This window comes from Leisingera caerulea DSM 24564 (assembly GCF_000473325.1).
GTDB lineage: Bacteria > Pseudomonadota > Alphaproteobacteria > Rhodobacterales > Rhodobacteraceae > Leisingera > Leisingera caerulea.
Genome location: NZ_KI421513.1, coordinates 3350075 through 3373424, shown reverse-complemented (window position 1 = coordinate 3373424; position 23350 = coordinate 3350075). Strand labels below are relative to the sequence as shown.

The window sequence follows — 23350 nt, the reverse complement described above, 5'->3', positions numbered from 1 at the left end:
GCTTTCGGTTGTGTCAGATAATGAACGCACCGGCGGCGCGCCCGACACGCGGGGGCGTTTTTGCAAAGATGGAGCTGTTTCAGATTGGCAGATATTGCACGGGTTCGCCTGCGTCGTGCGCGCCATCGCCGGGCGGGCGGATCAGCAGGGCATTGGAACCCGCCAGCACCGTAAGCAGCGAGCTGTCCTGATCTGGGAAGGCGCGGATCTTGCCGTCCTCAACACGGGCCCGCATGTAGTGTTCGCGCGGACCGTTAGCAGTAAGCGGCTCTGCCAGCGGAGCGCTTAGCAGCGGCTGGCCGGTGTCCGGCAGGCCGAGCATCGCGCGGATCACCGGCGCGAGGAAGACGTGGCCGCACACCATGGCCGACACCGGGTTGCCGGGCAGGCCCACCATCGCGGCAGAATTCATCCGGCCCGCCATCAGCGGTTTGCCGGGCCGCATAGCCACCTTGTAGAAGCTGCGCTCCATGCCGGCGTCCTGGGCCACTTTGCCGACCAGATCGTGATCACCGACCGAAGCGCCGCCGATGGTCACCACAAGATCGGCGCCCTCAGCCAGCTCAAAAGCAGTGCGCAGCGAGTTTTCGGTGTCGCGGGCAATCGGCAGAATGCGGGCGCGGGCGCCGAAACCCTCCAGCATCGCCTTGAGACCGAAGGTGTTGGAGGCGATGATCTGGTCCGGGCCGGGCGTGCCGCCCGGCATCATCAGCTCATCCCCTGTGGAGATCAGCGCAACCTCGGGCCGGCGGGTGACCGGCACTCTGGGGATGTTCATTGCGGCCAGCAGGGCGACGTCGGCAGCTGTCAGCAGGCGGGGCGCAGAGACGGTCTCGCCATCGGTGAAATCGCCGCCGCGGGGGCGGATGTTGTGGTTGCTGCCAGGCTCACCGGTAATGGTGATGAGGTTGCCGGTACGGGTGACATCCTCTTGAATCACAACAAAACTTGCGCCTTCGGGCACCGGGGCGCCGGTAAAGATGCGCACCGCCTGGCCCGCGCCAACGCGGCCATCAAAGGCGTGGCCGGCAGCGGCCTCGCCAATGACTTTGAACATGGCGTGCATCTCAACCTCAGCCGCGTTGACGGCATAGCCGTCCATGGCGGAGGCGGAGAACGGCGGCTGGTCGCGGCGCGCCTGCATGTCTTCTGCCAGCACCCGGCCTGCGGCCTCAGCCAGGGGAACCTCTTCGGTCTCAAGCTTGGAAACAAGCGCCAGAAGATGCGCGCGGGCCTCGCTGACAGAGATCATTTATGCCTCGTACCTGCCTGATTTTCCGCCATCTTTCAGCGTGACGCGAATGCCGCCGATCTGCATCGCCTTGTCTGCCGCCTTGGCCATGTCATAGACGGTGAGCGCGGCGGTGGAGACGGCGGTGAGCGCCTCCATCTCGACCCCGGTCTGGCCGGTTGTCTTGACGGTGGCTTCGATCCGGACGCCAGGAAGGTCCGGGTCCAGCGTCAGTTCCACCGCGACCTTGGTCACCGGCAGCGGATGGCAAAGCGGGATCAGGTCCGGCGTTTTCTTGGCACTCATGATGCCGGCCAGACGGGCCACCGACAGAACATCGCCCTTTTTGGCGCGGCCTTCGGAAATGATTTCAAAGGTTTCCGGCGCCATGGTGATGTGGCCCTCGGCGGTGGCGATGCGCGAAGTCACTGCCTTGTCCGAGACGTCGACCATATGGGCGTCGCCCTTGGTGTCGAAATGGGTGAGGCTCATCGGCTGCCTCCTTTACATCATGCCGGGGGTCAGCGGATTGGCGAGCAGCGCGCGGGTCGCCGCGGCGACGTCGTCCTGGCGCATCAGGCTTTCGCCGATCAGGAATGTCCGGGCGCCATAGCGGGCCATGTCGGCCAGATCCTCGGGCGTGGACAGGCCGCTCTCGCAGACGATGGTGCGGTCAGCCGGAACCATACGCGACAGTTCGCGGGTGGTGTCCAGCGTGGTCTCAAACGTTTTGAGATTGCGGTTGTTGATGCCCATCAGCGGCGATTTCAGGTTGCAGGCGCGCTCCAGCTCTTCGGCGTCATGCACCTCCAAGAGCACATCCATGCCCCAGTCAAAGGCGCATTCCTCCAGCTCCTGCGCCTGGTCGTCGGAGACGGAGGCCAGGATGATCAGGATGCAGTCAGCCCCCAGAGCACGCGCCTCGGCCACCTGGTAGGTGTCGTACATGAAATCCTTGCGCAGCGCGGGCAGGGAGCAGGCGTTACGGGCCTGGGTCAGGAATTCCTTGGCGCCCTGAAAACTGGGTGTGTCAGTTAGCACCGACAGGCAGGCGGCGCCGCCGTCCTGGTAAGCCTTGGCCAGTTCCGCGGGTTCAAAATCGGGGCGGATCAGGCCCTTGGAGGGGCTGGCTTTCTTGATCTCTGCGATCAGCCCGTAGCCTTCGCGGTTGGCCTGCATCAGGCTTTGGGCAAAGCCGCGCACCGCGGAGGCTTCGCGCGCTTCGGCCTCGACCGCTTCCAGCGGTTTGGCGGCCTTGTCGGCGGCCACTTCCTCGAGCTTGTAGGCCTTGATCTTGTCCAGCACGTTTTGGGTCATACCAGCGCCTCCGTTCATGCGTTCCAGTCTATGCCGGCTTCACCGCGGGCGGCGAGCCAATTGTTCACTTTTGAGAAGGGCCGGGACCCAAAGAAGCCGCGCCGCGCCGACAGGGGCGAAGGATGGGCGGTTTTCAAGATCAGGTGATCGCCCGGTTTAATATGTTTTTCAAGCTTTTGCGCCGCATTGCCCCAGAGAATGTATGCGGTGGGGCGTTCAGACGTCAGCTCCAGCACCTGATGGACCAGATGGTGCCAGCCGAGGTGTTTGTGGCCGTTTGCCTCGCCCGCAGGAACAGACAGGGCGGTGTTCAGCAAGAGCACCCCCTGGCGGGCCCAGCCGCGCAGGTCGCCGTTCGGGCGAGAGACACCAAGATCCGCCTCCAGCTCCTTGTAAATATTGGATAAGGAGCGGGGAAGCGGGCGCACGTCCGGTTCTGCCGAGAAGGCGAGACCATGGGCATGGCCGGGCGTCGGATAGGGGTCCTGGCCCAGGATCACCACGCGGGTGGCCTCCGGCTGGGTCAGCTCCAGCGCGGCAAACCGCTGAGGGGCCGGCGGCTGGATGTCGCGCGGGTCCTCTTTCAGCGCGGCGGCGATCCCGGGCCAGTGATCCGTGAAAAACGGCAGGCCGGCCCAGCGGCCCAGCCCTGGAGGCAGATCTGTCATGCGGCTGAGGTGATGCGGGCCAGGGCCTCGACCTTGGCTTTGGCGGCACCGCTGTCGATGGATTCGGCGGCACGTGCGACACCTTCCCTGAGATCAGCAGCCTTGCCGGCCACAACCAGCGCCGCTGCCGCGTTCAAAAGCACCGCGTCCCGGTAGGCCGAGGGCGTGCCCTGAAGCAGCACGCGGAAGGCCATTGCGTTTTCCTCGGGGGTGCCGCCGACGATCTTGTCGAAGGAATGCACCGGCAGCCCCGCGTCCTCGGGGTGGAGTTCCACGTCGCGGATGCTGCCGTCTTCCTCAAGCGCGGAAACCCAGCTGATGCCTGTAATGGTCAGCTCATCCGTGCCGTCGGAGCCGTGCACCAGCCAGGCGCGCTCAGAGCCCAAGGTTTTAAGCGTTTCCGCCATCGGGCGGATCATCTCGCGGCGGAAGGCGCCGGTCAGCTGGCGTTTGACGCCGGCCGGGTTGGTAAGCGGGCCGAGAATATTGAAGATGGTGCGGGTGCCCAGCTCAGCCCGGGTGGGCATCACATGCGCCACTGCCGGGTGATGCATGGGCGCCATCATGAAACCGATCCCGGCCTCATTGATCGCCTTTTCAACCACTTGCGGGCCGACCATCACGTTAATTCCCATCTGGGACTGCATGTCGGCGGTGCCGGATTTGGAGCTGAGGTTGCGGTTGCCGTGCTTCGCCACCACAACGCCTGCGCCTGCAACCACAAAGGCAGTCGCGGTGGAGATGTTGAGGGTGTTCTTGCCATCGCCGCCGGTGCCGACGATGTCCATCGCGCCTGCCGGCGCCTTCACCGGGTTGCACTTGGCGCGCATTACCGCGGCGGCGGCAGCGTATTCATCGACGCTTTCGCCGCGGGTGCGCATCGCCATCAGCAGGCCGCCCATCTGGCTGGGCGTTGCCTCGCCCTCGAACAGCAGGGTAAAGGCGGTCTCGGCCTCCTCGCGGGTCAGGGCGCGCTCGGCAGCAGCCCCGATGAGCGGTTTCAGGCGGTCACTCATGCGGGCACCTTCATGACATCGAGGAAGTTCTTCAGCAGCGCGTGGCCGTGCTCGGAGGCGATGGATTCGGGGTGGAATTGCACCCCGTGAATCGGCAGTTCCTTGTGCTGCAGGCCCATGATGGTGCCGTCTTCCAGCTCTGCGGTGATCTCCAGGCAATCCGGCAGGCTGTCGCGCTCCACCACCAGGGAGTGATAGCGCGTCGCTTCAAAAGGCGACGGCAAGCCTTTGAAAACACCGGTGTCCTTGTGGTGCATCTTGCCCATCTTGCCGTGCACGATTTCGTGGCAGCGCACCACCTTGCCGCCGAAGGCCTGACCGATGGTCTGGTGGCCGAGGCAAACACCCAGCAGCGGTGTGCCGGTTTCGGCCGCCGCTTCGGTCAGTGCCAGGCAGATGCCCGCCTGATCCGGGTCGCAAGGGCCCGGCGACAGCAGGATGCCTGCGGGCCTCATCGCCATCGCTTCCTGCACATTGATGGCGTCGTTGCGGTGCACTTCCATTTCCGCGCCCAGCTCGCCCAGATAATGGACGAGGTTGTAGGTAAAGGAATCGTAGTTGTCGATCAGCAGCAGCATCGTAGCGGGCTCTTTTAAGGGTGGCGGGCCGGGGGCGCGCCGCAGTATAGTGGTCGGAACATACATGTTCAGGGATACGGGGCAGCGTCAAGGGCAGGAAAGGCGAATGCGGGTGAGGGCCGGTAACAGGTTCCCTCCAGGCAGGCCGGAATGGCGCAGCACGGAAATACGGATTGAGAGGCGAAACAGGCATGCGTGGATTTCTGGGCGGCGTGAGTGTGGGAGCTTTGCTGGCCGCAGGCGGGCTGGCGATGTTGTCTTTGTCGGTGCCGCTGCCGGTCAGCGGGCCGGAAGACCAGCCGGGCGAAGATCCGGTCGCGGCTGTGCCGCAGCCTGCGGAACAGCCGCCTGCGGAAGATACCGCCGGTGCCGTGCCGGATCCGGTTCTGCACGAGCCTGGCGATGCACCGCAAATGCCGGATGGCGGCAGTGAGACTGCCGAAGTCCCCGGCAACGGCCAGGGGCGCGACGCCGATCTGGTTGAAGCGCAGCCCGCGGGACCGGCCGCAACCGGCGCCAGCGACGACCTGAGCGCCTTGGCCGGAGCGGACACCGCGCCCGCAGGCAAACCCGAGGTCGGCCTTGCTGCCTCTGCGGTGGAGGGCAGCAGCCCTGCACCTGCGGCGGCACCGGGACTGGAACACGCCGGCCCTGAAGGCCAGCCGCAGGCGGCCCAGCCGGCGGCACCGCCGCCGCCCGGCAGCGAGGCCGCTGTGATAGCGGCAACGGACCCGGCGCCGGAGCCCGAACAGCCGGCAGAAAGGGAAGAGACGGCTGCCGCCGCTGCGCCTCAGGAAACTGCACCTCTGCCGCCGGTTCAGCAGTCTCCCGGCACTCAGGCAACGGCATCGGTATCGGCACCGGATATCGGCGCGGCGCCGCAGGCGACCACGCTGCCGGTGATCGGTGCGGCGCCGCCCGTGCCAGACGCCAGCGCCGATGATGACGCTGTGCCGGCAGAGGAAGCGCCAGACACAGAAGCGCCGCAGCAGGAGGCACTGGCGCCGCGGATCGGCACGCCGGTGGTTCCGCTGACCGAGCGGGACGAGGCGCAGGAGATTGCGCTGGCCGGATCGCAGCCGCTGGACACGCAGCCGTTTGTGGCGTTCTCCGAACCTTTCTATAACCCGGAAGACCGGCCGCTGATGTCGATCGTGCTGATTGATGACGCCGGTGCCGTGGGCGCCGAGGCACTGGCGGAGTTCCCCTATCCCTTGAGCTTTGCCATCGACCCTGACGATCCGGATGCCGCGGCGAAGATGGCGGCGCGCCGGGCGGCCGGGTTTGAGGTGCTGATGCTGGCGGACCTGCCGCGCGCTGCCACGCCGCAGGACGCGGAGACGGCGCTGGAAGTCTGGCGCAGCAGGCTGCCGGAGGCGGTTGCCATTCTCGAAGGAGTGGAAACCGGGGTGCAGGGCAACCGGCCGCTGGCGGACCAGGTGGCGGCAATGGCGGCCTCGGCCGGCTATGGCCTGGTGACGCAGAACAGCGGCCTGAACACGGTGCAGAAACTGGCGCTGCGCGATGGCGTGCCCGCCGGCGTGGTGTTCCGCGATTTTGACGGCGCTGGCCAAAACCCCAGAGCGATCCGGCGGTTTCTGGATCAGGCCGCGTTCCGGGCCGGGCAGGAGGGCGCGGTGATCATGCTGGGCCGGCTGCGGCCTGACACGATCTCGGCGCTGCTGATCTGGGGCCTGCAGGACCGGGCTGCCCGGGTGGCGCTGGCGCCTGTCTCGGCGAGCCTGGAGGCACAGCTGCCTTCAAAAGGAAACGGCGCCCCCTGAGCGGGCGCCGTCGGCTCCAAGAGGAGTATTTCCGGAAAGATGAAGCGGCGCGAGGGCCTTTGGGGCGGCGTTACCGGTTGCCGCTGCCGGTGAAGCGGGCGGCGTCAGCCGCGGCGCGGCGGATGGCGTTGGATTTATGGACCGTCTCCATATATTCCGCCTCCGGGTCGCTGTCATAGACCACACCGCCGCCGGCCTGGATATAGAGGTTCTGATCCTTGACGATGGCGGTGCGCAGCGCAATGCACATGTCCATGTCGCCGCCTGCGGAGAAATAGCCGACGCCGCCGCCGTAGATGCCGCGTTTTTCCGGTTCCAGCTCGTCGATGATTTCCATCGCGCGCACTTTGGGCGCGCCGGAGACGGTGCCTGCGGGCATGCCGGCAAAGAAGGCATCCAGCGCGTCCTTGTCCTCTGCCAGCTCGCCCACGACGTTGGAGACGATGTGCATCACGTGGCTGTAGCGTTCGATGATGAACTTTTCAGTCGGACGCACGGTGCCGATCTTGGACACCCGGCCGGTGTCGTTGCGGCCCAGGTCCAAGAGCATCAGGTGCTCCGCCAGTTCTTTCTTATCGGCCAGCAGATCGGCCTCGAGCGCCTTGTCCTCTTCAGGCGTGGCGCCGCGCGGGCGTGTGCCTGCGATGGGGCGGATGGTGACCTCCTGCCCGAAGACGCGGACCAGAATTTCAGGAGAGGCGCCCACCACCTGGAAGCCGCCGAAGTTGAAGTAGAACATGAAGGGTGACGGGTTGGTGCGCCGCAGCGAGCGGTAGAGCGCGAAGGGCGGCTGGCGGAAGTCCTGGGTCCAGCGCTGCGCCGGCACCACCTGGAAGATATCGCCTGCGCGGATGTAGTCCTTGGCCTTCTCCACCGCAGCCATATAGCCTTCCTTGGTGAAGTTCGACACCGGCGGCGCGGCCTCGTGCGCGTCACCCAGGTCACGGCTTTCGGCGGGCATGGCGCGTTCCAGATCGCGCACCGCGTCCATCACCCGTTCCGCCGCCTGGGCATAGGCCGCCTTGGCGGTCTGACCGTCGCTGGACCAGACCGGAGAGACCACGGTGACCTCGCCCTTGACCCCGTCCAGCACGGCGATGACCGAGGGACGCAGCATCAGCGCGTCGGGCAGGCCCAGCGGATCCGGGTTCACGTCCGGCAGATGCTCCACCAGCCGGATCATGTCATAGCCGAGGTAGCCGAAGAGGCCGGCCGCGGCCTGGGGCAGATCGTCGGGCAGGTCAATTTTGCTTTCGGCAATCAGCGCCCGCAGGTTGTCCATCGGGTTGCCGTCCTGCGGGGTGAAGTCATCCGCATCAAACCGCGCCGAGCGGTTCAGGGCCGACTGCTCCCCATGGCAGCGCCAGACCAGATCCGGTTTCATGCCGATGATCGAGTATCGCCCGCGCACCTCGCCGCCGGTCACCGATTCCAGCATGAAGGCGTCCTTCTGGGCGCCGGTCAGCTTGAGCATCAGCGACACCGGCGTGTCGAGGTCGGCGGCAAGGCGGGTGTAGACGACCTGGTTTTCGCCGCGCTCATAGGCCTTGGCGAAAGTGTCGAAATCGGGGGTCAGGGCCATGGGTGCTTGCCTTGGTTACTGGAAGTTCGCTTGCGCTGCATTCAGCGCCTGCTGGTCGACACGGGGTTCGGCGCGGGCCTGGGCGTCCTGCACATAGGCCTGGAACAGCTCCTCGGCCAGGGATTGGTCCAGCTGCGCCTGCAGCGCCTGGGTGAGCAGGGTCATGTCGTCGCTCTGCTCCGGCGGCAGAATGGCATCTAGACGCACCACAACAGCCGAGTCCGCGTCCTGCACCAGGCGGAAATCGCCGACCTCCATGCCGAATACACTGGTGACCAGCTCGGCCGGCACGGTGTCGATATAGGCGGTGCGGGTGAGGCCGGTTTCGGTTTTGACCTCGGCGTCTTCCGCAAAGCTGCCTGCCTGTTCAGCCTGCGCCAGCAAGTCCTCGCCCTGATCCTTCAGCGCCTTGGCCAGACGGTCCTGCTGCCAGGCGGCCAGGACCTTCTCCTTGGCCCCAGCAAAGGGTTCCGGGCGTTCCGGCAGAACCTCATCCAGCCGCAGGGCAAACAGGCTGCCGTCGGTCAGGAAGTCCACGGCCGGAAAATCCTCAGCCGTGACAGCGGCGGCGGCAGCGCGGAAGCCTTCATAGGCGGCAATGCCGTCGCTGGCCTCTTCGGTCCACTTGATCTGGACAAGCTCCAGGCCGTTCTCGGTGGCCAGCTCCTCAAGGGTGGCGCCGCCTGCCAGCATGTCGTCAATGTCTTCGGCCTGCGACTCGACAAGGCGGCGGGCGCGGCCGGCGGCGAGCTCTTCGCGCAGTTCCGGCTCAGCTTGTTCAAAGGTGGTGATCTGTGCTTCGAGGCGGCCATTCACGCGGTAGAGCGCCGGGCCGAGATCGGAGGGCAGGGGGCCGGCCACGGTGCCGACCTCAGCAGCGAAAACATCAGTGCCGGCTGCGCCGAGATCACCCATGGTGACGTCACCCATATCGACATCCGGCAGCGTCAGGCCGCGGGACTCGACCAGGCTTTCAAAGGTGGCACCGCCGGTTTCCAGCTGTGCCTTGGCGCTGGCGGCGGCTTCCTTATCGGCAAAAACCAGGCGCTCCACCAAGCGGCGTTCGGGCACCTGGTACTGGTCGGCGCGGTCCTCGAACAGCTGCTGCAGCGCGGTTTCGTCTACCTCGACCTCATCCAGCAGCATGGCGGGGCGCAGCGCTGCATATGTGATGACCTTGGTTTCCGGCAGCATGAACTGGTCCTGGCGGGCCTCGTAAAAGGCTTTCAGTTCCTCATCAGAAGGAACCTCGGCCGTCAGGGCGATGCCGGCCGCATCGAGCTGCACGTAAGAGAAGCTGCGGCGCGCGCCGATGAAATCAGTCAAGGTCCGGGTCAGGGTTTCGGGCATTTTGGTACCGGACAGAATAGCGTTCTGCACCATCGTGCGGGCAGCCTCGCGGCGCAGGTCCTCTTCGAATTCCTTCTCGGTCAGGCCGGCGTTGCGCAGGGCAAAGCGGTAGGCGTCACGGTCGAAGCCGCCATCCACTCCCTGAAACGCATCAATGGCCGACAGTTCCTTGATCAGGTTCTCATCGCCGATCGACAGGCCCAGCTGTCTGGATTCGTGGTCCAGCGCCGCCAGGGAGATCAGCCGCCCCAGAACCATCCGGTCCATGCCAAAGGCGGTCATCTGCGCCATGGTCACCGCCTGCCCGGTCTGTGCCTGCAGGGCGCGCTGTTCGCGCTGCAGCTCGCGCACATAGTTGCCGATGCTGACCTCTTCGTCGCCGACCTGGGCAACGGAGGAGGAGGAGCTGGTGAAATTCACCGCGCCAAATCCGGCAAGGCCGACGATCAGCATCCCCATCAGGATCCAGACAAAGGTTTTGGATAGCTTTTTCATGCCTGCGGCCATGATGCCCTCTTTATTGTTCTGCTGCGCAAGGGATTGCCTGGCAGCGGGAAATGCCGCTGACTGAATACGCGGCTGCCCGCAGAGGGGCAAGACGGTTGCGGATCAAACTGCCGGATGATCAGGGTTCAAAACGCGCAAGGCGGTCAAACAGCGTTCGGATGCCCGCCCGGTCGGCATTGGCAAAGGCGATGCGGAACTGGCGGGCGCCGTCCGGGTCGCCTGCGGGCATGAACATGGACCCCGGCAGCATCAGGATTGAAGCTTCGGCCACCAGCCGTTTAGCGATCTCCTCTGACGGGGCGTCGAAGGGGTGCTCGGCATAGGCGAAATAGGCGCCGCATCCGAGCAGTTTCCAGCCCTTGTCTGCCAGCACCGGGAAGCCGTCTTCGATCGCGGCGCGGCGGCTCAGGATCTCCTCGCGTTCACCCGCGAGCCAGTCCTGCAGGTGTTCGATCCCCCAAAGCGCGCCGGCCTGGCCCAGCTGCGAGGGGCAGATTGTGACGGTGTCGAGAAACTTCTCCATTTCGAACATCCGGTCCTCAGACGCCGCGATGGCGCCGACCCGGTGGCCGGTCAGCCGGTAGGCCTTGGAGAAGGAGTAAAGATGGATCAGCGTGCGGTCCCAGTCCGGCACCTGGAACAGCCCGTGCGGCGCGCCCTCGCGGCTGTCGAAATCGCGGTAGGTTTCATCCACGATCAGCGCCAGGCCGCGGTCGCGGGCCAGGCGGAAGAAGGCCTGCACCAGGCCATCGGGGTATTCGACGCCGCAGGGGTTGTTGGGGGTCACCAGCACGATAGCGCGGGTGCGGTCCGTGATCAGCGCTTCGGCCGCCGCGAGGTCCGGCAGCATGCCTTCGCCAACATGCAGCGGCACCGCGGTGACGCCCGCCATGTCCAGCCACATTTTATGGTTGAAGTACCAAGGGACCGGAAGGATCACCTCATCCCCTTCACCGCAAAGCGCGGCGATGGCGGCGGCAAAAGCCTGGTTGCAGCCGGAGGTGATGGCGACCTGCTCCGGGCGCACATCCGCCTGGTAGTGGCCTGAGATCTGCCGCGCCAGCGCCCGGCGCAGCGGCTCATTGCCCAGCACCGGGCCGTAAAGATGGGCAGAAACGTCGTTCAGCGCGGCATCGGCCAGCGCCTGGCGCAGCCCCTCGGGCGGGGCCTCGGCCGGGGCGGCCTGGCTCACGTTCAAGAGCGGGCGGTCCGGCGGAAACGCGGCCCCCGCCACCCAGCGGCGCGATTCGACGATGGGCGAGACAAAGGTGGCTTGGGTACGGGGCAGGGGCATGAGCGGCTCCGGGCTGCGGCTGAGGTGGCGGGCGCACCGGACCGGGCGCCGGCCTATGTCTGGCACGGCGGCATAGACAGCTCAAGCGGTAACGGGCGGCCCGGGTCCGGCCAAAGAAAAAGGCGCGCTGTCACGCGCGCCTTTCCGATCTTGCTGCCGGGTCCGGGTCAGTCCTTGCCGCGGTAGGGCTCCACATATTGCAGGGCCATGTCCCAGGGGAAGAAAATCCAGGTGTCCTGGCTCACCTCGGTGATGAAGGTGTCCACCATCGGCCGGCCTTTGGGCTTGGCATAGACGGTGGCGAAATGCGCCTTGGGATACATTTCGCGCACTAGTTCCAGGGTTTTACCGCTGTCGACCAGGTCGTCAATGATCAGCACGCCCTCGCCGTCGCCCATCAGATCGGCATCGGGCGCTTTCAGCACCTCGGCCTCGCCCTGGGCCTGGTGGTGGTAGGACCGGACGGAGATGGTGTCGACGGTGCGGATATCCAGCTCGCGGCTGACGATCATGGCCGGCGCCATGCCGCCGCGGGTGATCGCCACCACAGCACGCCAGGTGCCGTTGCCGGGGCCTTGCCCGTCCAGGCGCCAGGCCAGCGCGCGGCTGTCGCGGTGGATCTGGTCCCAGCTGATGTGAAAGCCTTTTTCGTGCGGCAAACGGTCAGTCATATTTCTTGCTCCCCGCGAGATCGCGTCAGCTTGCCGGCGCCCGGCAGCAGCCCGGGCCCGGTATACGTTTTTACTTCGAAATGTCCGGTGCATCCACCGCCTTCATGCCCACCACGTGGTAGCCGGCATCGACATGCAGGTTCTCGCCGGTCACGCCGGAGCTGAGGTCGGAGAGCAGGTAAAGCGCCGAGTTGCCGACATCGCCGATGGTCACATTGCGGCGCAGCGGCGAGTTGTATTCGTTCCACTTCATGATGTAGCGGAAATCGCCGATGCCGGAAGCGGCCAGCGTCTTGATCGGCCCGGCGGAGATCGCGTTGACGCGGATGCCGTCCTTGCCCAGATCCTCGGCCAGGTATTTGACGGAGGCCTCCAGCGCGGCCTTGGCGACACCCATCACGTTATAATGGGGCATCACCTGCTCAGCGCCGTAATAGGTGAGGGTCAGCAGCGAGCCGCCTTCGCCCATCAGTTTTTCGGCGCGTTTTGCAACCGCCGTGAAGGAAAAGACCGAGATGTCCATGGTCATCTGGAAATTGCTGCGGCTGGTATCGACATAGCGGCCGCGCAGTTCGTTCTTGTCGGAAAAGCCGATGGCGTGAACAACAAAGTCCAGCTTGCCCCATTTGGCCTCCAGCTCGGCGAACAAACCGTCGATCGAGGCCTCGTCCGAGACGTCGCACGGCAGGACGATATCGCTGCCCAGCTGTTCGGCCAGCGGGCCGACCCGCTTTTTCAGCGCCTCGCCCTGATAGGAAAAGGCAAGCTCGGCGCCGGCATCGGCGCAGGCCTTGGCAATCCCCCAAGCAATGGATTTGTCGTTGGCCAGGCCCATGATGAGGCCGCGCTTACCGGCCATCAGTTGACTAGACATGCAGGTTCTCCGCCTGTGATCTGTGAATTAGACGGTGTTTAGTATGCCGCGCGGGCCGCTTCAAGAGTGCACGCCCTTGCCGATGGCCGGGAAGCTGCATAGGTTGCAGTGAAACCCCATGATGAGGTGCATGAATGTCCGACCGTTCCGGTATTTTCGCGGGCGAGGATCCGTTTGCCATTGCCCGCGCCTGGCTGGCTGAGGCGGAGCAAGCCGAACCGAATGATCCCAATGCCATCGCGCTGGCAACTGTGGATGAAACGGGGCTGCCGAACAGCCGGATGGTGCTGCTGAAGGAAATTGAGGACAGCGCGTTTGTGTTCTATACCAATTACGAAAGCGCAAAGGCGCAAGAACTGGATCAGGCCGGCAAGGCTGCATTTGTGATGCACTGGAAATCCTTGCGCCGCCAGATCCGCGTGCGCGGCAGCATCACCCGCGAAGACGGGCCGCAGGCCGACGAATATTACAGGTCCCGCTCGCTCAAAAGCCGGCTGGGTGCCTGGGCCTCGAAGCAGTCGCAGCCGCTGGAAAGCCGCGGCGCGCTGATGGCGGAGGTGGCGAAAGTGACGGCCGCAAAAGGCCCGAACCCGCCGCGGCCGCCGTTTTGGGGCGGTTACCGGCTGACGCCGGTGGAGATCGAATTCTGGGCTGACGGCGCATTCCGGCTGCATGACCGGTTCCGCTGGCGCCGCAAAGAGGGCACCGCAGAATGGGAAATTCTGCGGCTGAACCCGTGACGGAAATGGTTAAGGTTTACCTAGGGTCAATAGCAGTTTCATGACAATTTCCAGACTTTTTAGCTTGAAATCCAAGGTCAGAATCGCGCATCAGAGCTTCATCAAAAATAAGAAAACGCGGTGGGTGATTTAAGTGGCAGAAGATCTCAGCAGCTTGCAGCAGGTCCAGGGGCTGGTGAAGTGGTTCGACCCGGCCAAAGGGTACGGCTTTGTCGTATCTGACGAGGGCGGCCCGGACATTCTTCTCCACGTTAATGTGCTGCGTAATTTCGGCCAAAGCTCTGTTGCGGACGGGGCCCGGATCGAGATTGTGACGCATCAGACCGACCGCGGTGTGCAGGCGGTGGAAGTGCTGTCGATCATGCCGCCGGAACGCGACGACACCCCGGTGCTGAGCGATTTTGCCGAGCTGGACATGGACAGCCTGCAGAGCGAGCCGCTGGAGCCGGCGCGGGTCAAATGGTTCGACAAGGGCAAGGGGTTCGGCTTTGCCAATGTCTTTGGCCGCGGCGAGGATGTTTTCCTGCACGTAGAGGTTCTGCGCCAGTCCGGGCTTGCCGACCTGCAGCCCGGCGAAGCGCTGGCGATGCGGGTGATCGACGGCAAACGCGGCCGCATGGCGGTGGAAGTGCTGGCCTGGGAAGCCGCGCTGATGTCCGGCGGCACGGACTGATACAATGGAACGGCGCCTGGTTCCGCTGAGCTGGTGCGCCGCCTTGACCTTTTGGGCCGCCCCGGCCCTGGCAGCGGACTGCGCGCCGGACCGGGTCGACCTGCGCGGTGCCTGGGGGCAGGCCGCATTTGAGGTGGAAATCGCCGACAGCGAAGCAGAACGGGCGCAGGGCCTTATGTTCCGCGAGGAGCTGCCGCGCGGGGCAGGGATGCTGTTTGTGTACGATCAGCCCCAGCCGGCCGCCTTCTGGATGAAAAACACACTTATCCCCTTGGACATCATATTCCTGGATGAGCTGGGCCGGGTGACATCGGTTCACGAAAACGCTGTGCCTGGGGATCTGACCCCGATCCCCGGCGGCAACCGGGTGTTTGCGGTGCTGGAAATAAACGGCGGGCTGGCCCGCCGTTACGGCATTTCGGCGGGCACTCAGATGCGGCACCAAATTTTTTCGCGCAGTGGCGCAGTTTGGCCCTGTTAGGGGTTTTCAAATCCATCCGCCGGAGATAGGAAGGCGCACGGTCCGGGGCGTGGCGCAGTCTGGTAGCGCACCTGTTTTGGGTACAGGGGGTCGTGAGTTCGAATCTCGCCGCCCCGACCACTCCACTCTCATAACTCGCGGTGGCTCTTTGCTGATCAGGCACTGCTGCGAGAATCGTTTCTCGCATTGCGCGAGCGATTTTCCATTGATGCAATCTATGGTGTTAATGCTTTCTTAACACTCTGTTAAGGCTTCTTTAATGACTTGTCGCGGAGGCGCATCAAAAGGTTAATTGCGGCGCAGGTGCCGCTGGGGTAGCGGCGTTACCGCACGGTAATCCAACCGTTAACGCCCTTCGGCGTTTCCATCCCCGCATATGTTGACGGAATCCTGTCACAGCCCGGCATTCCCGGGTGCCAGGTTTCGCTTTCAAGTCGGCAAGTCACTCGCCTGACAATAGAAATTCGGGGTCCTCCAAAGACCGCCTGACGCAGCAGAAACAGAGACGGCCTGTGGATGAATCGAAGCGGTTCGCCGGACCCTGCAAACCGCAGAAAGCGTCAACAGCAAAGATCCTTTCCAAGACGTAAATTTTACGTTGACCCCTTGTGTCAGAATACGCCAAATTGTGTTCACCGGTTGTGGTGGCACTAAATCTGGTGGGTTTCAGAGCCGCAGCAACAACGCTGAAAAACAGCACACAGTCCTGGGAGAATGGCCGGCGAGGGCCTCGGGTGCGCCAAATGCGGCGGACGCAGGATTGTTCGTGTGTTCTGCAGCCGGGGCTGGATGGTGCGGGGGCACCGCGACACATGAACGACGAGTGCTTGAGAAGGGGCAAAGCATGAAGATCGAACGGAAATTCACCAAACCCGGACAGGATGCCTATGCCGATCTGGCCTTTGTCTCGGCCACGTCGGAAATCCGCAACCCGGACGGGACCATCGTTTTCCGTCTCGACAACATCGAAATCCCCGCGTCCTGGAGCCAGGTGGCCAGCGACGTCATCGCGCAAAAGTACTTCCGCAAGGCCGGCGTGCCGTCCCGCCTGAAGAAGGTCCGCGAAAAGGGCGTGCCGGAATTCCTGTGGCGTTCGGTCCCGGAAAAGGGCGCGGAGCTGGGCGGTGAATCCTCCTCCAAGCAGGTGTTCGACCGTTTGGCGGGCGCCTGGGCCTATTGGGGCTGGAAGGGCGGCTATTTCTCCTCCGAGGAGGACGCGCGCGCCTATTACGACGAGATGCGCTATATGCTGGCGACCCAGCGCTCGGCGCCGAACTCGCCCCAGTGGTTCAACACCGGCCTGCACTGGGCCTATGGCATCGACGGCCCGGCGCAGGGCCATCACTATGTCGATTACAAGACCGGCAAGCTGACCAAATCGGACAGCGCTTATGAGCACCCGCAGCCGCATGCCTGCTTCATCCAGTCTGTCTCGGACGATCTGGTCAAGGACGGCGGCATCATGGATCTGTGGGTGCGCGAGGCGCGGCTGTTCAAATACGGCTCCGGCACCGGCACCAATTTCTCCCATCTGCGCGCCGAAGGCGAGCCGCTGTCGGGCGGCGGCAAATCCTCGGGCCTGATGGGTTTCCTCAAAATCGGCGACCGCGCGGCGGGCGCCATCAAATCAGGCGGCACAACCCGTCGGGCAGCAAAAATGGTGATCGTCGACGCCGATCACCCGGATATCGAAGACTTCATCCAGTGGAAGGTGATCGAAGAGCAGAAGGTTGCCTCGATCGTGGCCGGCTCCAAGATGCACGAAAAGATGCTGAACGGTCTTTTTGAGGCAATCCGCAGCTGGGACGGGGCAGAGGCTGACGCCTATGACCCGGCGGTCAACGGCGGGCTGAAATCGGCCATCCGCCAAGCCAAGAAGGTGGCGATCCCGGAAACCTACATCAAGCGGGTGCTGGATTACGCCAAGCAGGGCCACACCTCGATCGAGTTCCCGACCTATGACACCGACTGGGACTCTGAGGCCTACAGCTCTGTCTCCGGGCAGAACTCCAACAACTCGATCCGGGTGACCAACGCCTTCCTGCACGCGGTGGAAAAGGACGCCGACTGGCAGCTGATCAACCGCACCGACGGCAAGGTCGCCAAAACCGTCAAGGCCCGCGACCTGTGGGAGAAGGTCGGCCATGCGGCTTGGGCCTGCGCCGATCCGGGCATCCAGTTCCACGACACCGTCAACGAATGGCATACCTGCCCGGAAGACGGTGAGATTCGCGGTTCAAACCCTTGTTCGGAATACATGTTCCTGGACGACACCGCCTGCAACCTGGCGTCGCTGAACCTGTTGAGCTTCCTGAAAGACGGGCTGTTCCAGGCGGATGATTTCATGCATTCCTGCCGCCTGTGGACGCTGACGCTGGAAATCTCGGTGATGATGGCGCAGTTCCCGTCCAAGGAAATCGCGCAGCGCTCCTATGACTTCCGCACCTTGGGCCTGGGTTATGCCAACATCGGCGGGCTGCTGATGAACATGGGCTACGGTTACGACTCGGATGAGGGCAGGGCGCTTTGCGGTGCGCTGACCGCGCTGATGACCGGTGTTGCCTATGCCACCTCGGCCGAGATTGCCTCGGAACTGGGTGCCTTCCCGGGCTATGCGAAAAACGCAGACCATATGCTGCGGGTGATCCGCAACCATCGCAACGCTGCAAAGGGCAACACCGAGGGTTATGAAGCACTGTCGGTCACACCGGTGCCGCTGGACATCGCAAACTGCCCGGATGCGCTGCTGACCGATCTGGCCGCAAGCGCCTGGGACGAGGCGCTGGAGCTGGGTCAGAAGCACGGCTACCGCAACGCGCAGACCACGGTGATTGCACCGACCGGCACCATCGGCCTGGTGATGGACTGCGACACCACCGGGATCGAGCCGGACTTTGCCCTGGTGAAGTTCAAGAAGCTGGCGGGCGGCGGTTATTTCAAGATCATCAACCGCTCGGTGCCGTCGGCGCTGGAGGGGCTTGGCTACAGCTCTGCCCAGATTGAGGAGATTGTCTCCTATGCGGTGGGCCACGGCTCCATCGGCAATGCCCCGGGCATTAACCACACGTCGCTGGCCGGTCACGGCTTTGGCCCCAATGAGCTCGCCAAGGTGGACGCGGCGCTGGAATCGGCCTTTGACATCCGCTTTGTCTTCAACCAGTGGACCCTGGGCGAAGATTTCTGCACCGGCGTGCTGGGCATCCCGGCGCCCAAGCTGAACGATCCGACCTTCGACCTGCTGCGCCATCTGGGATTCACCAAGGCGGACATCGACGCGGCCAATGACCATGTCTGCGGCACCATGACCCTGGAAGGCGCGCCGCATCTGAAGGAAGAGCATTACGCCATCTTTGACTGCGCGAACCCGTGCGGCAAAAAAGGTAAGCGTTTCCTGAGTGTTGATAGCCACATTTACATGATGGCGGCAGCCCAGAGCTTTATCTCCGGTGCGATTTCCAAGACCATCAATATGCCGAATTCGGCCACCATCGAGGACTGCCAGAAGGCTTATGAGCTGAGCTGGAGCCTGGGGGTGAAGGCCAACGCACTGTACCGCGACGGCTCCAAGCTGAGCCAGCCGCTGGCGGCGGCACTAGTCGAGGATGACGACGACGCGGCGGAGATTCTGGAAAGCGGTTCGACCCAGGAAAAGGCCGCGGTTCTGGCGGAGAAGATCGTCGAGAAAGTTGTGGTCAAGGAACTGGTCCGCAGCCACCGCGAGAAGATGCCGCAGCGCCGCAAGGGCTATACCCAGAAGGCGGTTGTCGGCGGCCACAAGGTGTACCTGCGCACCGGCGAGTATTCCGACGGCACCCTGGGCGAAATCTTCATCGACATGCACAAGGAAGGCGCGGGCTTCCGGGCAATGATGAACAACTTTGCCATCGCGGTGTCGGTCGGCCTGCAGTACGGCGTGCCGCTGGAGGAATTTGTCGACGCCTTCACCTTCACCAAGTTCGAACCCGCTGGCATGGTCCAGGGCAACGACTCGATCAAGAACGCAACCTCGATCCTCGACTACGTGTTCCGCGAGCTGGCGGTCAGCTATCTGGACCGCACCGATCTGGCGCATGTTAAGCCCGAGGGCGCGACCTTTGACGATCTGGGCCGCGGTGAGGAAGAAGGCGTCTCCAACGTTACGGAGCTGAGCGAAAGCGCCGCATCGCGGTCGCTGGAGGTGCTGAAGCAGATTTCCTCGACCGGCTATCTGCGCAAGCGGTTGCCGCAGGAACTGGTGGTGCTGCAGGGCGGCCAGACCGAAACCGGCACCGTGGGCACCGGAGCTGATCCGGTTGCCGCGCTGCAGTCACTGGTACCGGAGACCACGGACGCACCGGCGCAAACCACTGGCGGCATGGACGCACGCACCAAGGCAAAAATGCAAGGCTACGAGGGCGAAGCCTGCGGCGAATGCGGCAACTACACGCTGGTGCGCAACGGCACCTGCATGAAATGCAACACCTGCGGGGGCACCTCCGGCTGCAGCTGAGGACCTCTGCCTGCGGCGCCGGCATACCCCCGACGGCGCCGCAAACAAGTAACCGCAAGCAGGACGAACCTGCTGTGCACAGGATCAGGAACGGGTGCGCCCGTTCTGAACACCGGGATGGCCCAGGTAAGAAAATACTTTCGGGCAGTCAATGAAGGAGCCTGACCGGTGATAACTGGCTTCCTCTGTCGCAGAGGAAGCCTTTTTCTTTGCCTGATGCAGAAGGCGGATGTGAGCCGTATGCGTGTCTTATAATCAGAATTATGTTAATTGCGGATGTGCGTTACGCAGCCCAGAGGCTAAAGTATCGCCCTAAGCCGTTGCAAGATCACTGTTTTAGCGGTCGAAGCAAGCCTTCCTGCGCAACGCTGGCAACGAGTTGGCCGTCCTCTGTATAAATGGCACCCCGGTTGAAACCGCGGCCGTTGCCGGTGAATGGCGCGTCCATGGTGTAAAGATGCCAGTTCTCAAAATGCACCGGCGCGTGGAACCACATGGCGTGGTCCAGGCTGGCGGTCATGGCGCCGGGTTTGTGAAATGTCAGCCCGTGCGGCCGCATCGACGACCCCAGCAGACCAAAGTCCGACGCATAGGCCATCAGGATATGCTGCAGTTCCGGTCCGGCGTCTTTGGCGGCCTCCATTCGGATCCACATATGGTTGACGTCACTGGTTTCTTCGGGCGCCAGCGGATCGCGCGGCGCGACCTCGCGGATCTCAAACGGCCGCGGCCGCGTGAACTCGCCGCGCTTGGCCGGGTCCACCCGGAATGCATTGCGCAGCAGGATCTCGTGGCGCGGCTCCAAGCCCTCGGGCCCGGTAACCTCCGGCATCGGATGCTGGTGCTGCCAGCCGTCTTCCTGGGCATGGAATGACGCCGCCAGGTTCAGGATCTGCTTGCCGTTCTGCATCGCGACAACCCGGCGGGTCGTGAAACTGCGGCCATCGCGGGCCGGATCGACCTCATAAATGACCGGCCTGGATGGATCGCCCGGGCGGATGAAATACGCATGAAGCGAATGGCACAACCGTCCGGAAACAGACGCATAAGCCGCCGCCAGCGCCTGCGCGATCACCTGACCGCCGTAGATGCGCAGCGGGGTTTCACCGCCGGACCCGGAGCCGCGGTAAAGATTGGTGTCCAATGTCTCCAGATCCAGCAGATCGAGAAGCACCTTGGCGGTATCGGTCATAAGAAGCGCTTTCTATGGTCAGGTCTCTTACAGGCTCATCATCATACCCGGAAACGCAGCGCGGGGAAGTCACGCTGTCAGCGTGCCATGCACAAGCGCCTTAAGCTCCGGCCGCGACGGATACGAACTGGATGGCGCCAGTTGGGTCAGGAAGACCACTGACAGATCCTGTTTCCGGTCGATCCAGAAGAATGTCGAGGCAATGCCGCCCCAGCTGAAATCGCCGACCGATCCCGGGCAGCGCGCGCGGGCCGGATCCAGCACCACGGCACCACCGAGCCCGAAGCCCATGCCCTCCATCGGCTGTTCCGCAAAGCTTTGCGGACCCATCGAGGCAATCTCACCCGGAAGGTGGTTTTGCATCATGAAATCAGCGGTTTGCGGGCTGATAATAAAGCCGTCACCGCAGCGCCCGCGGCGCCGCAGCATCTCGGCGAACTTCATGTAGTCATCAAGCGTTCCGACCAGGCCGCCACCGCCGGACTGCAGTTCCGCCCGCTGAAACGGCGAGGACTGCCAGCTGTCGGTCAAACGCAAGCTTTCTGCGCCTGTTTCGGCTGAATTCAGCGCCATGGCATCGCCCGCCAGCGGTGTGTAGAGAGAGGCAAAGCGGTTCCCTGCCCCGGCCGGCACTTGAAATCCGGTTTCGTGCATGCCGAGCGGTGCAAAGATTTCCTCGGCAAAGAAGTCGCCCAGGGTCTTGCCGGAGACAGCTTCAATGACACGGCCCAGTACATCGGTGGCCACCGAGTATTCCCACCGGGTTCCGGGCTGGAACGCCAGCGGCAGCTTAGCCAGACGCGACACCATCGGGGCCAGGTTGCCCTGATCGGGTTTGAACAGCAGATCCGCGGCCTCCATCGCCTGCGGCAGAAGGCCGGGATTGAAGGAGTAACTCAGCCCGCTGGTATGGGTCAGAAGCTGTTGCAGCGTTGGAGCCGGGCATGGTTCTGTCTGGCTGATCGCGGAAGCTCCTTCAATCAAAGCCTGCATGTTGCTGAATTCCGGAAGAAAATCACTGACGGGCGCGTCCAGGTGAAACAGGCCCCGCTCCAGCAGGATCATCATCGCCAGCGATGTGACCGGCTTGGTCATCGAATAGAGCCGCACCAGCGTATCGCGGCTGAACGGCAGCTGTTCCTCTATGTTGCGCAGCCCGGCCGCGTGAAAGAACACCTCATCGCCGCCGCGGTTTATCAGCAGCGCGCTTCCGGGATATTTCCGTTCCTCCACATAGCGTTGCTGCCAGGTTTTGATCCTGCCGAGCCGGTCAGATTGCATTGCAGCTCTCCTAATTTGTGCTAGTTGCCGTCAGATCGCGCGCGACCGTTGGGCCCTTGTGGCCGCCCGGCCGGGTGAAAGTCGCGCAAGGAGGCATGCCTTGGCAAGAGGTGAAATGAAACAGCTCTATTGCCAGTAATCCGCGCAATCCTGACCGGGATCCGGGCAATTGTCCGGCGCGATGTTTTTCATATTCGCATCCTTTTGTGTATTCGCATTCCAAAGGAAATTGTCTTAGAAGTTCAAGAAGAAGGACAGCAAGGAATTACATCTGATGAAGAGTATTCTGGTTTTGAACGGCCCCAATTTGAACCTGCTCGGCACCCGGCAGCCTGAGGTCTACGGCTCTGTCACTTTGGCGATGGTGGAGCAGGACTGCAAAGCGCATGGCACAACGCTGGGCTTTGATGTTGAATGCCTGCAGTCCAACCACGAGGGCGCGCTGATTGACGCCATTCACGCCGCCAAGGGCAAGCACCAGGGGATCATCCTGAATGCCGGGGCCTACACCCATACCTCCATCGCGCTGATGGACGCCTTGATTTCCGTGGAAATCCCGGCAGTTGAGGTGCATCTTTCAAACATCCACGCCCGCGAGCCTTTCCGCCACACGTCCTATATCGCCAAGGCTGCGCTGGGTCAGATCTGCGGCTTCGGCGCCAAGGGGTACCTGCTGGCGCTGGATGCCTTGGCGGCACATCTGGCTGAGGCTGCACCATCATGAATTTAAAGGACTATCTCAATTTCCTGTGCGGCGCCCAAAGCACTGAGGAGCTGTGGTGCGAACATGTGAAGCAAATGTCCTCTTTCGGATTTGATCGGCTGATCTACGGGCACACCCGCTTCAGGACGGAGACGTCGCTGGGCGATCCCGAAGATTTTGTCATCCTGTCCAACCATCCGAACGAATACCTGAACGGGTTTCTGAAGGAGGGCCTGTACCTGTCGGCACCGATGCTTCGCTGGGCGCTGGAGAACGAAGGCGCCGGCAGCTGGCGCATTGTCGAGGACATGGCCGCCACCGGCTCGCTGACGCCAGAGGCCAGAAAGGTGCAGGAATTCAACCAGAAGCTGGACATGACGGCCGGGTATACGATCAGCTTTCATTCGGTGTCCAACAGGTACAAGGGCGCGATCTCCTTGGCGGCCAAACCGGGCATGTCCCAGGATGACGTGGACGCGCTCTGGGCGGAGTGCGGCGAGGACATCATTCTGATGAACAATGTGGCGCACTTGAAGATCCTCAGCCTGCCCTATGCCGCGCCAAACCGAAGCCTCACCAAGCGGCAGCGGGAAGTTCTGCAATGGGTCGGCGACGGCAAAACCACGCAGGATATTGCCCTGCTGATGGGGCTCACTCCCGCTACGATTGAAAAACACCTGCGGCTTGCACGGGAGTCCCTGGCGGTTGAGACCACGGCACAGGCCGTTCTGAAGGCCGCGCTGCACAATCAGATGTATGTCATTGACGCCTGAGAGGGCCGCCCAGACGTCTGAAATATTTTGGTTTTCCAGATCCACGCGGCCTGCCGCGCGGATTGGGGAATTGTCCGCTGCGCAAAGGCCAGACGCCCATTAGCGACCAAAAGTATGGAATTCAGTACTACCGTTATAGGGTAATT

20 protein-coding genes and 1 tRNA gene are annotated in these 23350 nt (G+C 63.3%); 8 read left to right on the top strand and 13 right to left on the bottom strand.

Annotated elements, in window-relative coordinates; genetic code table 11:
- Positions 1 to 79 precede the first annotated feature (79 nt).
- The 6 genes from CAER_RS0123655 to CAER_RS0123630 are packed head-to-tail and all read right to left on the bottom strand — an operon-like array spanning position 80 to position 4810.
- Positions 80 to 1252, bottom strand: coding sequence for a molybdopterin molybdotransferase MoeA (locus tag CAER_RS0123655; RefSeq protein ID WP_027237695.1), 1173 nt, complete (start codon positions 1250 to 1252; stop codon positions 80 to 82).
- On the bottom strand, positions 1253 to 1723 hold the full coding sequence (gene moaC, locus CAER_RS0123650) for a cyclic pyranopterin monophosphate synthase MoaC (RefSeq protein ID WP_027237694.1): 471 nt from the start codon (positions 1721 to 1723) through the stop codon (positions 1253 to 1255).
- Between the two features lie 12 nt (positions 1724 to 1735).
- The gene (gene trpC / locus CAER_RS0123645) at positions 1736 to 2548 is read right to left on the bottom strand and encodes an indole-3-glycerol phosphate synthase TrpC (RefSeq protein ID WP_027237693.1); all 813 of its coding nucleotides are present in this window, start codon (positions 2546 to 2548) and stop codon (positions 1736 to 1738) included.
- A 14-nt stretch (positions 2549 to 2562) separates the two neighbouring features.
- Positions 2563 to 3216: a uracil-DNA glycosylase gene (locus CAER_RS0123640; RefSeq protein ID WP_027237692.1), complete on the bottom strand. Its 654-nt coding sequence runs from the start codon at positions 3214 to 3216 to the stop codon at positions 2563 to 2565.
- Positions 3213 to 4232 (bottom strand): anthranilate phosphoribosyltransferase, encoded by a 1020-nt coding sequence (gene trpD, locus CAER_RS0123635; protein ID WP_027237691.1) that lies wholly within the window; start codon positions 4230 to 4232, stop codon positions 3213 to 3215. Before trpD ends, CAER_RS0123640 begins: the two co-directional genes overlap by 4 nt.
- Complete coding sequence (locus CAER_RS0123630) at positions 4229 to 4810, bottom strand: anthranilate synthase component II (RefSeq protein WP_027237690.1); 582 nt, start codon at positions 4808 to 4810, stop codon at positions 4229 to 4231. The genes trpD and CAER_RS0123630 overlap by 4 nt, the downstream gene beginning before the upstream one ends.
- A 191-nt stretch (positions 4811 to 5001) precedes the next feature.
- On the opposite strand from CAER_RS0123630, the gene CAER_RS0123625 reads away from it, so the two are divergent.
- Positions 5002 to 6594, top strand: a complete 1593-nt coding sequence (locus CAER_RS0123625) for a divergent polysaccharide deacteylase family protein (RefSeq protein ID WP_027237689.1) — start codon at positions 5002 to 5004, stop codon at positions 6592 to 6594.
- Between the two features lie 70 nt (positions 6595 to 6664).
- On the opposite strand, the gene trpE is transcribed toward CAER_RS0123625, so the two are convergent.
- The 5 genes from trpE to fabI all read right to left on the bottom strand — a co-directional run bounded on the left by trpE (position 6665) and on the right by fabI (position 12872).
- Entirely contained in the window at positions 6665 to 8176 is a 1512-nt protein-coding gene (trpE, locus tag CAER_RS0123620) for an anthranilate synthase component I (protein WP_027237688.1), read from the bottom strand.
- Positions 8177 to 8191: 15 nt separating this feature from the next.
- The gene (locus tag CAER_RS0123615) at positions 8192 to 10033 is read right to left on the bottom strand and encodes a peptidyl-prolyl cis-trans isomerase (protein ID WP_027237687.1); all 1842 of its coding nucleotides are present in this window, start codon (positions 10031 to 10033) and stop codon (positions 8192 to 8194) included.
- A gap of 118 nt (positions 10034 to 10151) precedes the next feature.
- Positions 10152 to 11327 (bottom strand): aminotransferase, encoded by a 1176-nt coding sequence (locus tag CAER_RS0123610; RefSeq protein WP_027237686.1) that lies wholly within the window; start codon positions 11325 to 11327, stop codon positions 10152 to 10154.
- 167 nt (positions 11328 to 11494) lie between these two features.
- On the bottom strand, positions 11495 to 11998 hold the full coding sequence (gene gpt, locus CAER_RS0123605) for a xanthine phosphoribosyltransferase (protein ID WP_027237685.1): 504 nt from the start codon (positions 11996 to 11998) through the stop codon (positions 11495 to 11497).
- Positions 11999 to 12068: 70 nt separating this feature from the next.
- Positions 12069 to 12872: an enoyl-ACP reductase FabI gene (gene fabI / locus CAER_RS0123600; RefSeq protein WP_027237684.1), complete on the bottom strand. Its 804-nt coding sequence runs from the start codon at positions 12870 to 12872 to the stop codon at positions 12069 to 12071.
- Between the two features lie 134 nt (positions 12873 to 13006).
- Between fabI and pdxH the strand changes: the two genes are divergently transcribed.
- The 5 genes from pdxH (at position 13007) to CAER_RS0123575 (ending at position 19255) form a co-directional block, all read left to right on the top strand.
- Positions 13007 to 13612 carry a pyridoxamine 5'-phosphate oxidase gene (gene pdxH / locus CAER_RS0123595; protein WP_027237683.1) on the top strand — a complete coding sequence of 202 codons (606 nt, stop codon included), beginning with the start codon at positions 13007 to 13009 and terminating at the stop codon, positions 13610 to 13612.
- 133 nt (positions 13613 to 13745) lie between these two features.
- Entirely contained in the window at positions 13746 to 14285 is a 540-nt protein-coding gene (locus CAER_RS0123590; RefSeq protein WP_027237682.1) for a cold-shock protein, read from the top strand.
- A 4-nt stretch (positions 14286 to 14289) separates the two neighbouring features.
- Positions 14290 to 14766 carry a DUF192 domain-containing protein gene (locus CAER_RS0123585; RefSeq protein ID WP_036797559.1) on the top strand — a complete coding sequence of 159 codons (477 nt, stop codon included), beginning with the start codon at positions 14290 to 14292 and terminating at the stop codon, positions 14764 to 14766.
- Positions 14767 to 14809: 43 nt separating this feature from the next.
- Positions 14810 to 14886 (top strand) — tRNA-Pro (locus tag CAER_RS0123580).
- A gap of 724 nt (positions 14887 to 15610) precedes the next feature.
- A complete protein-coding gene (locus CAER_RS0123575) occupies positions 15611 to 19255 on the top strand; it encodes a vitamin B12-dependent ribonucleotide reductase (protein WP_027237680.1) in 3645 nt (1214 codons plus the stop codon).
- Between the two features lie 328 nt (positions 19256 to 19583).
- On the opposite strand, the gene CAER_RS0123570 is transcribed toward CAER_RS0123575, so the two are convergent.
- Entirely contained in the window at positions 19584 to 20447 is an 864-nt protein-coding gene (locus CAER_RS0123570) for an acyl-CoA thioesterase (RefSeq protein WP_027237679.1), read from the bottom strand.
- 69 nt (positions 20448 to 20516) lie between these two features.
- Entirely contained in the window at positions 20517 to 21728 is a 1212-nt protein-coding gene (locus CAER_RS0123565; RefSeq protein ID WP_027237678.1) for a serine hydrolase domain-containing protein, read from the bottom strand.
- A gap of 274 nt (positions 21729 to 22002) precedes the next feature.
- On the opposite strand from CAER_RS0123565, the gene aroQ reads away from it, so the two are divergent.
- On the top strand, positions 22003 to 22452 hold the full coding sequence (aroQ, locus tag CAER_RS0123560) for a type II 3-dehydroquinate dehydratase (protein WP_027237677.1): 450 nt from the start codon (positions 22003 to 22005) through the stop codon (positions 22450 to 22452).
- Positions 22449 to 23204, top strand: a complete 756-nt coding sequence (locus CAER_RS0123555; protein ID WP_027237676.1) for an autoinducer binding domain-containing protein — start codon at positions 22449 to 22451, stop codon at positions 23202 to 23204. Before aroQ ends, CAER_RS0123555 begins: the two co-directional genes overlap by 4 nt.
- The last annotated feature ends 146 nt before the right edge of the window (positions 23205 to 23350 follow it).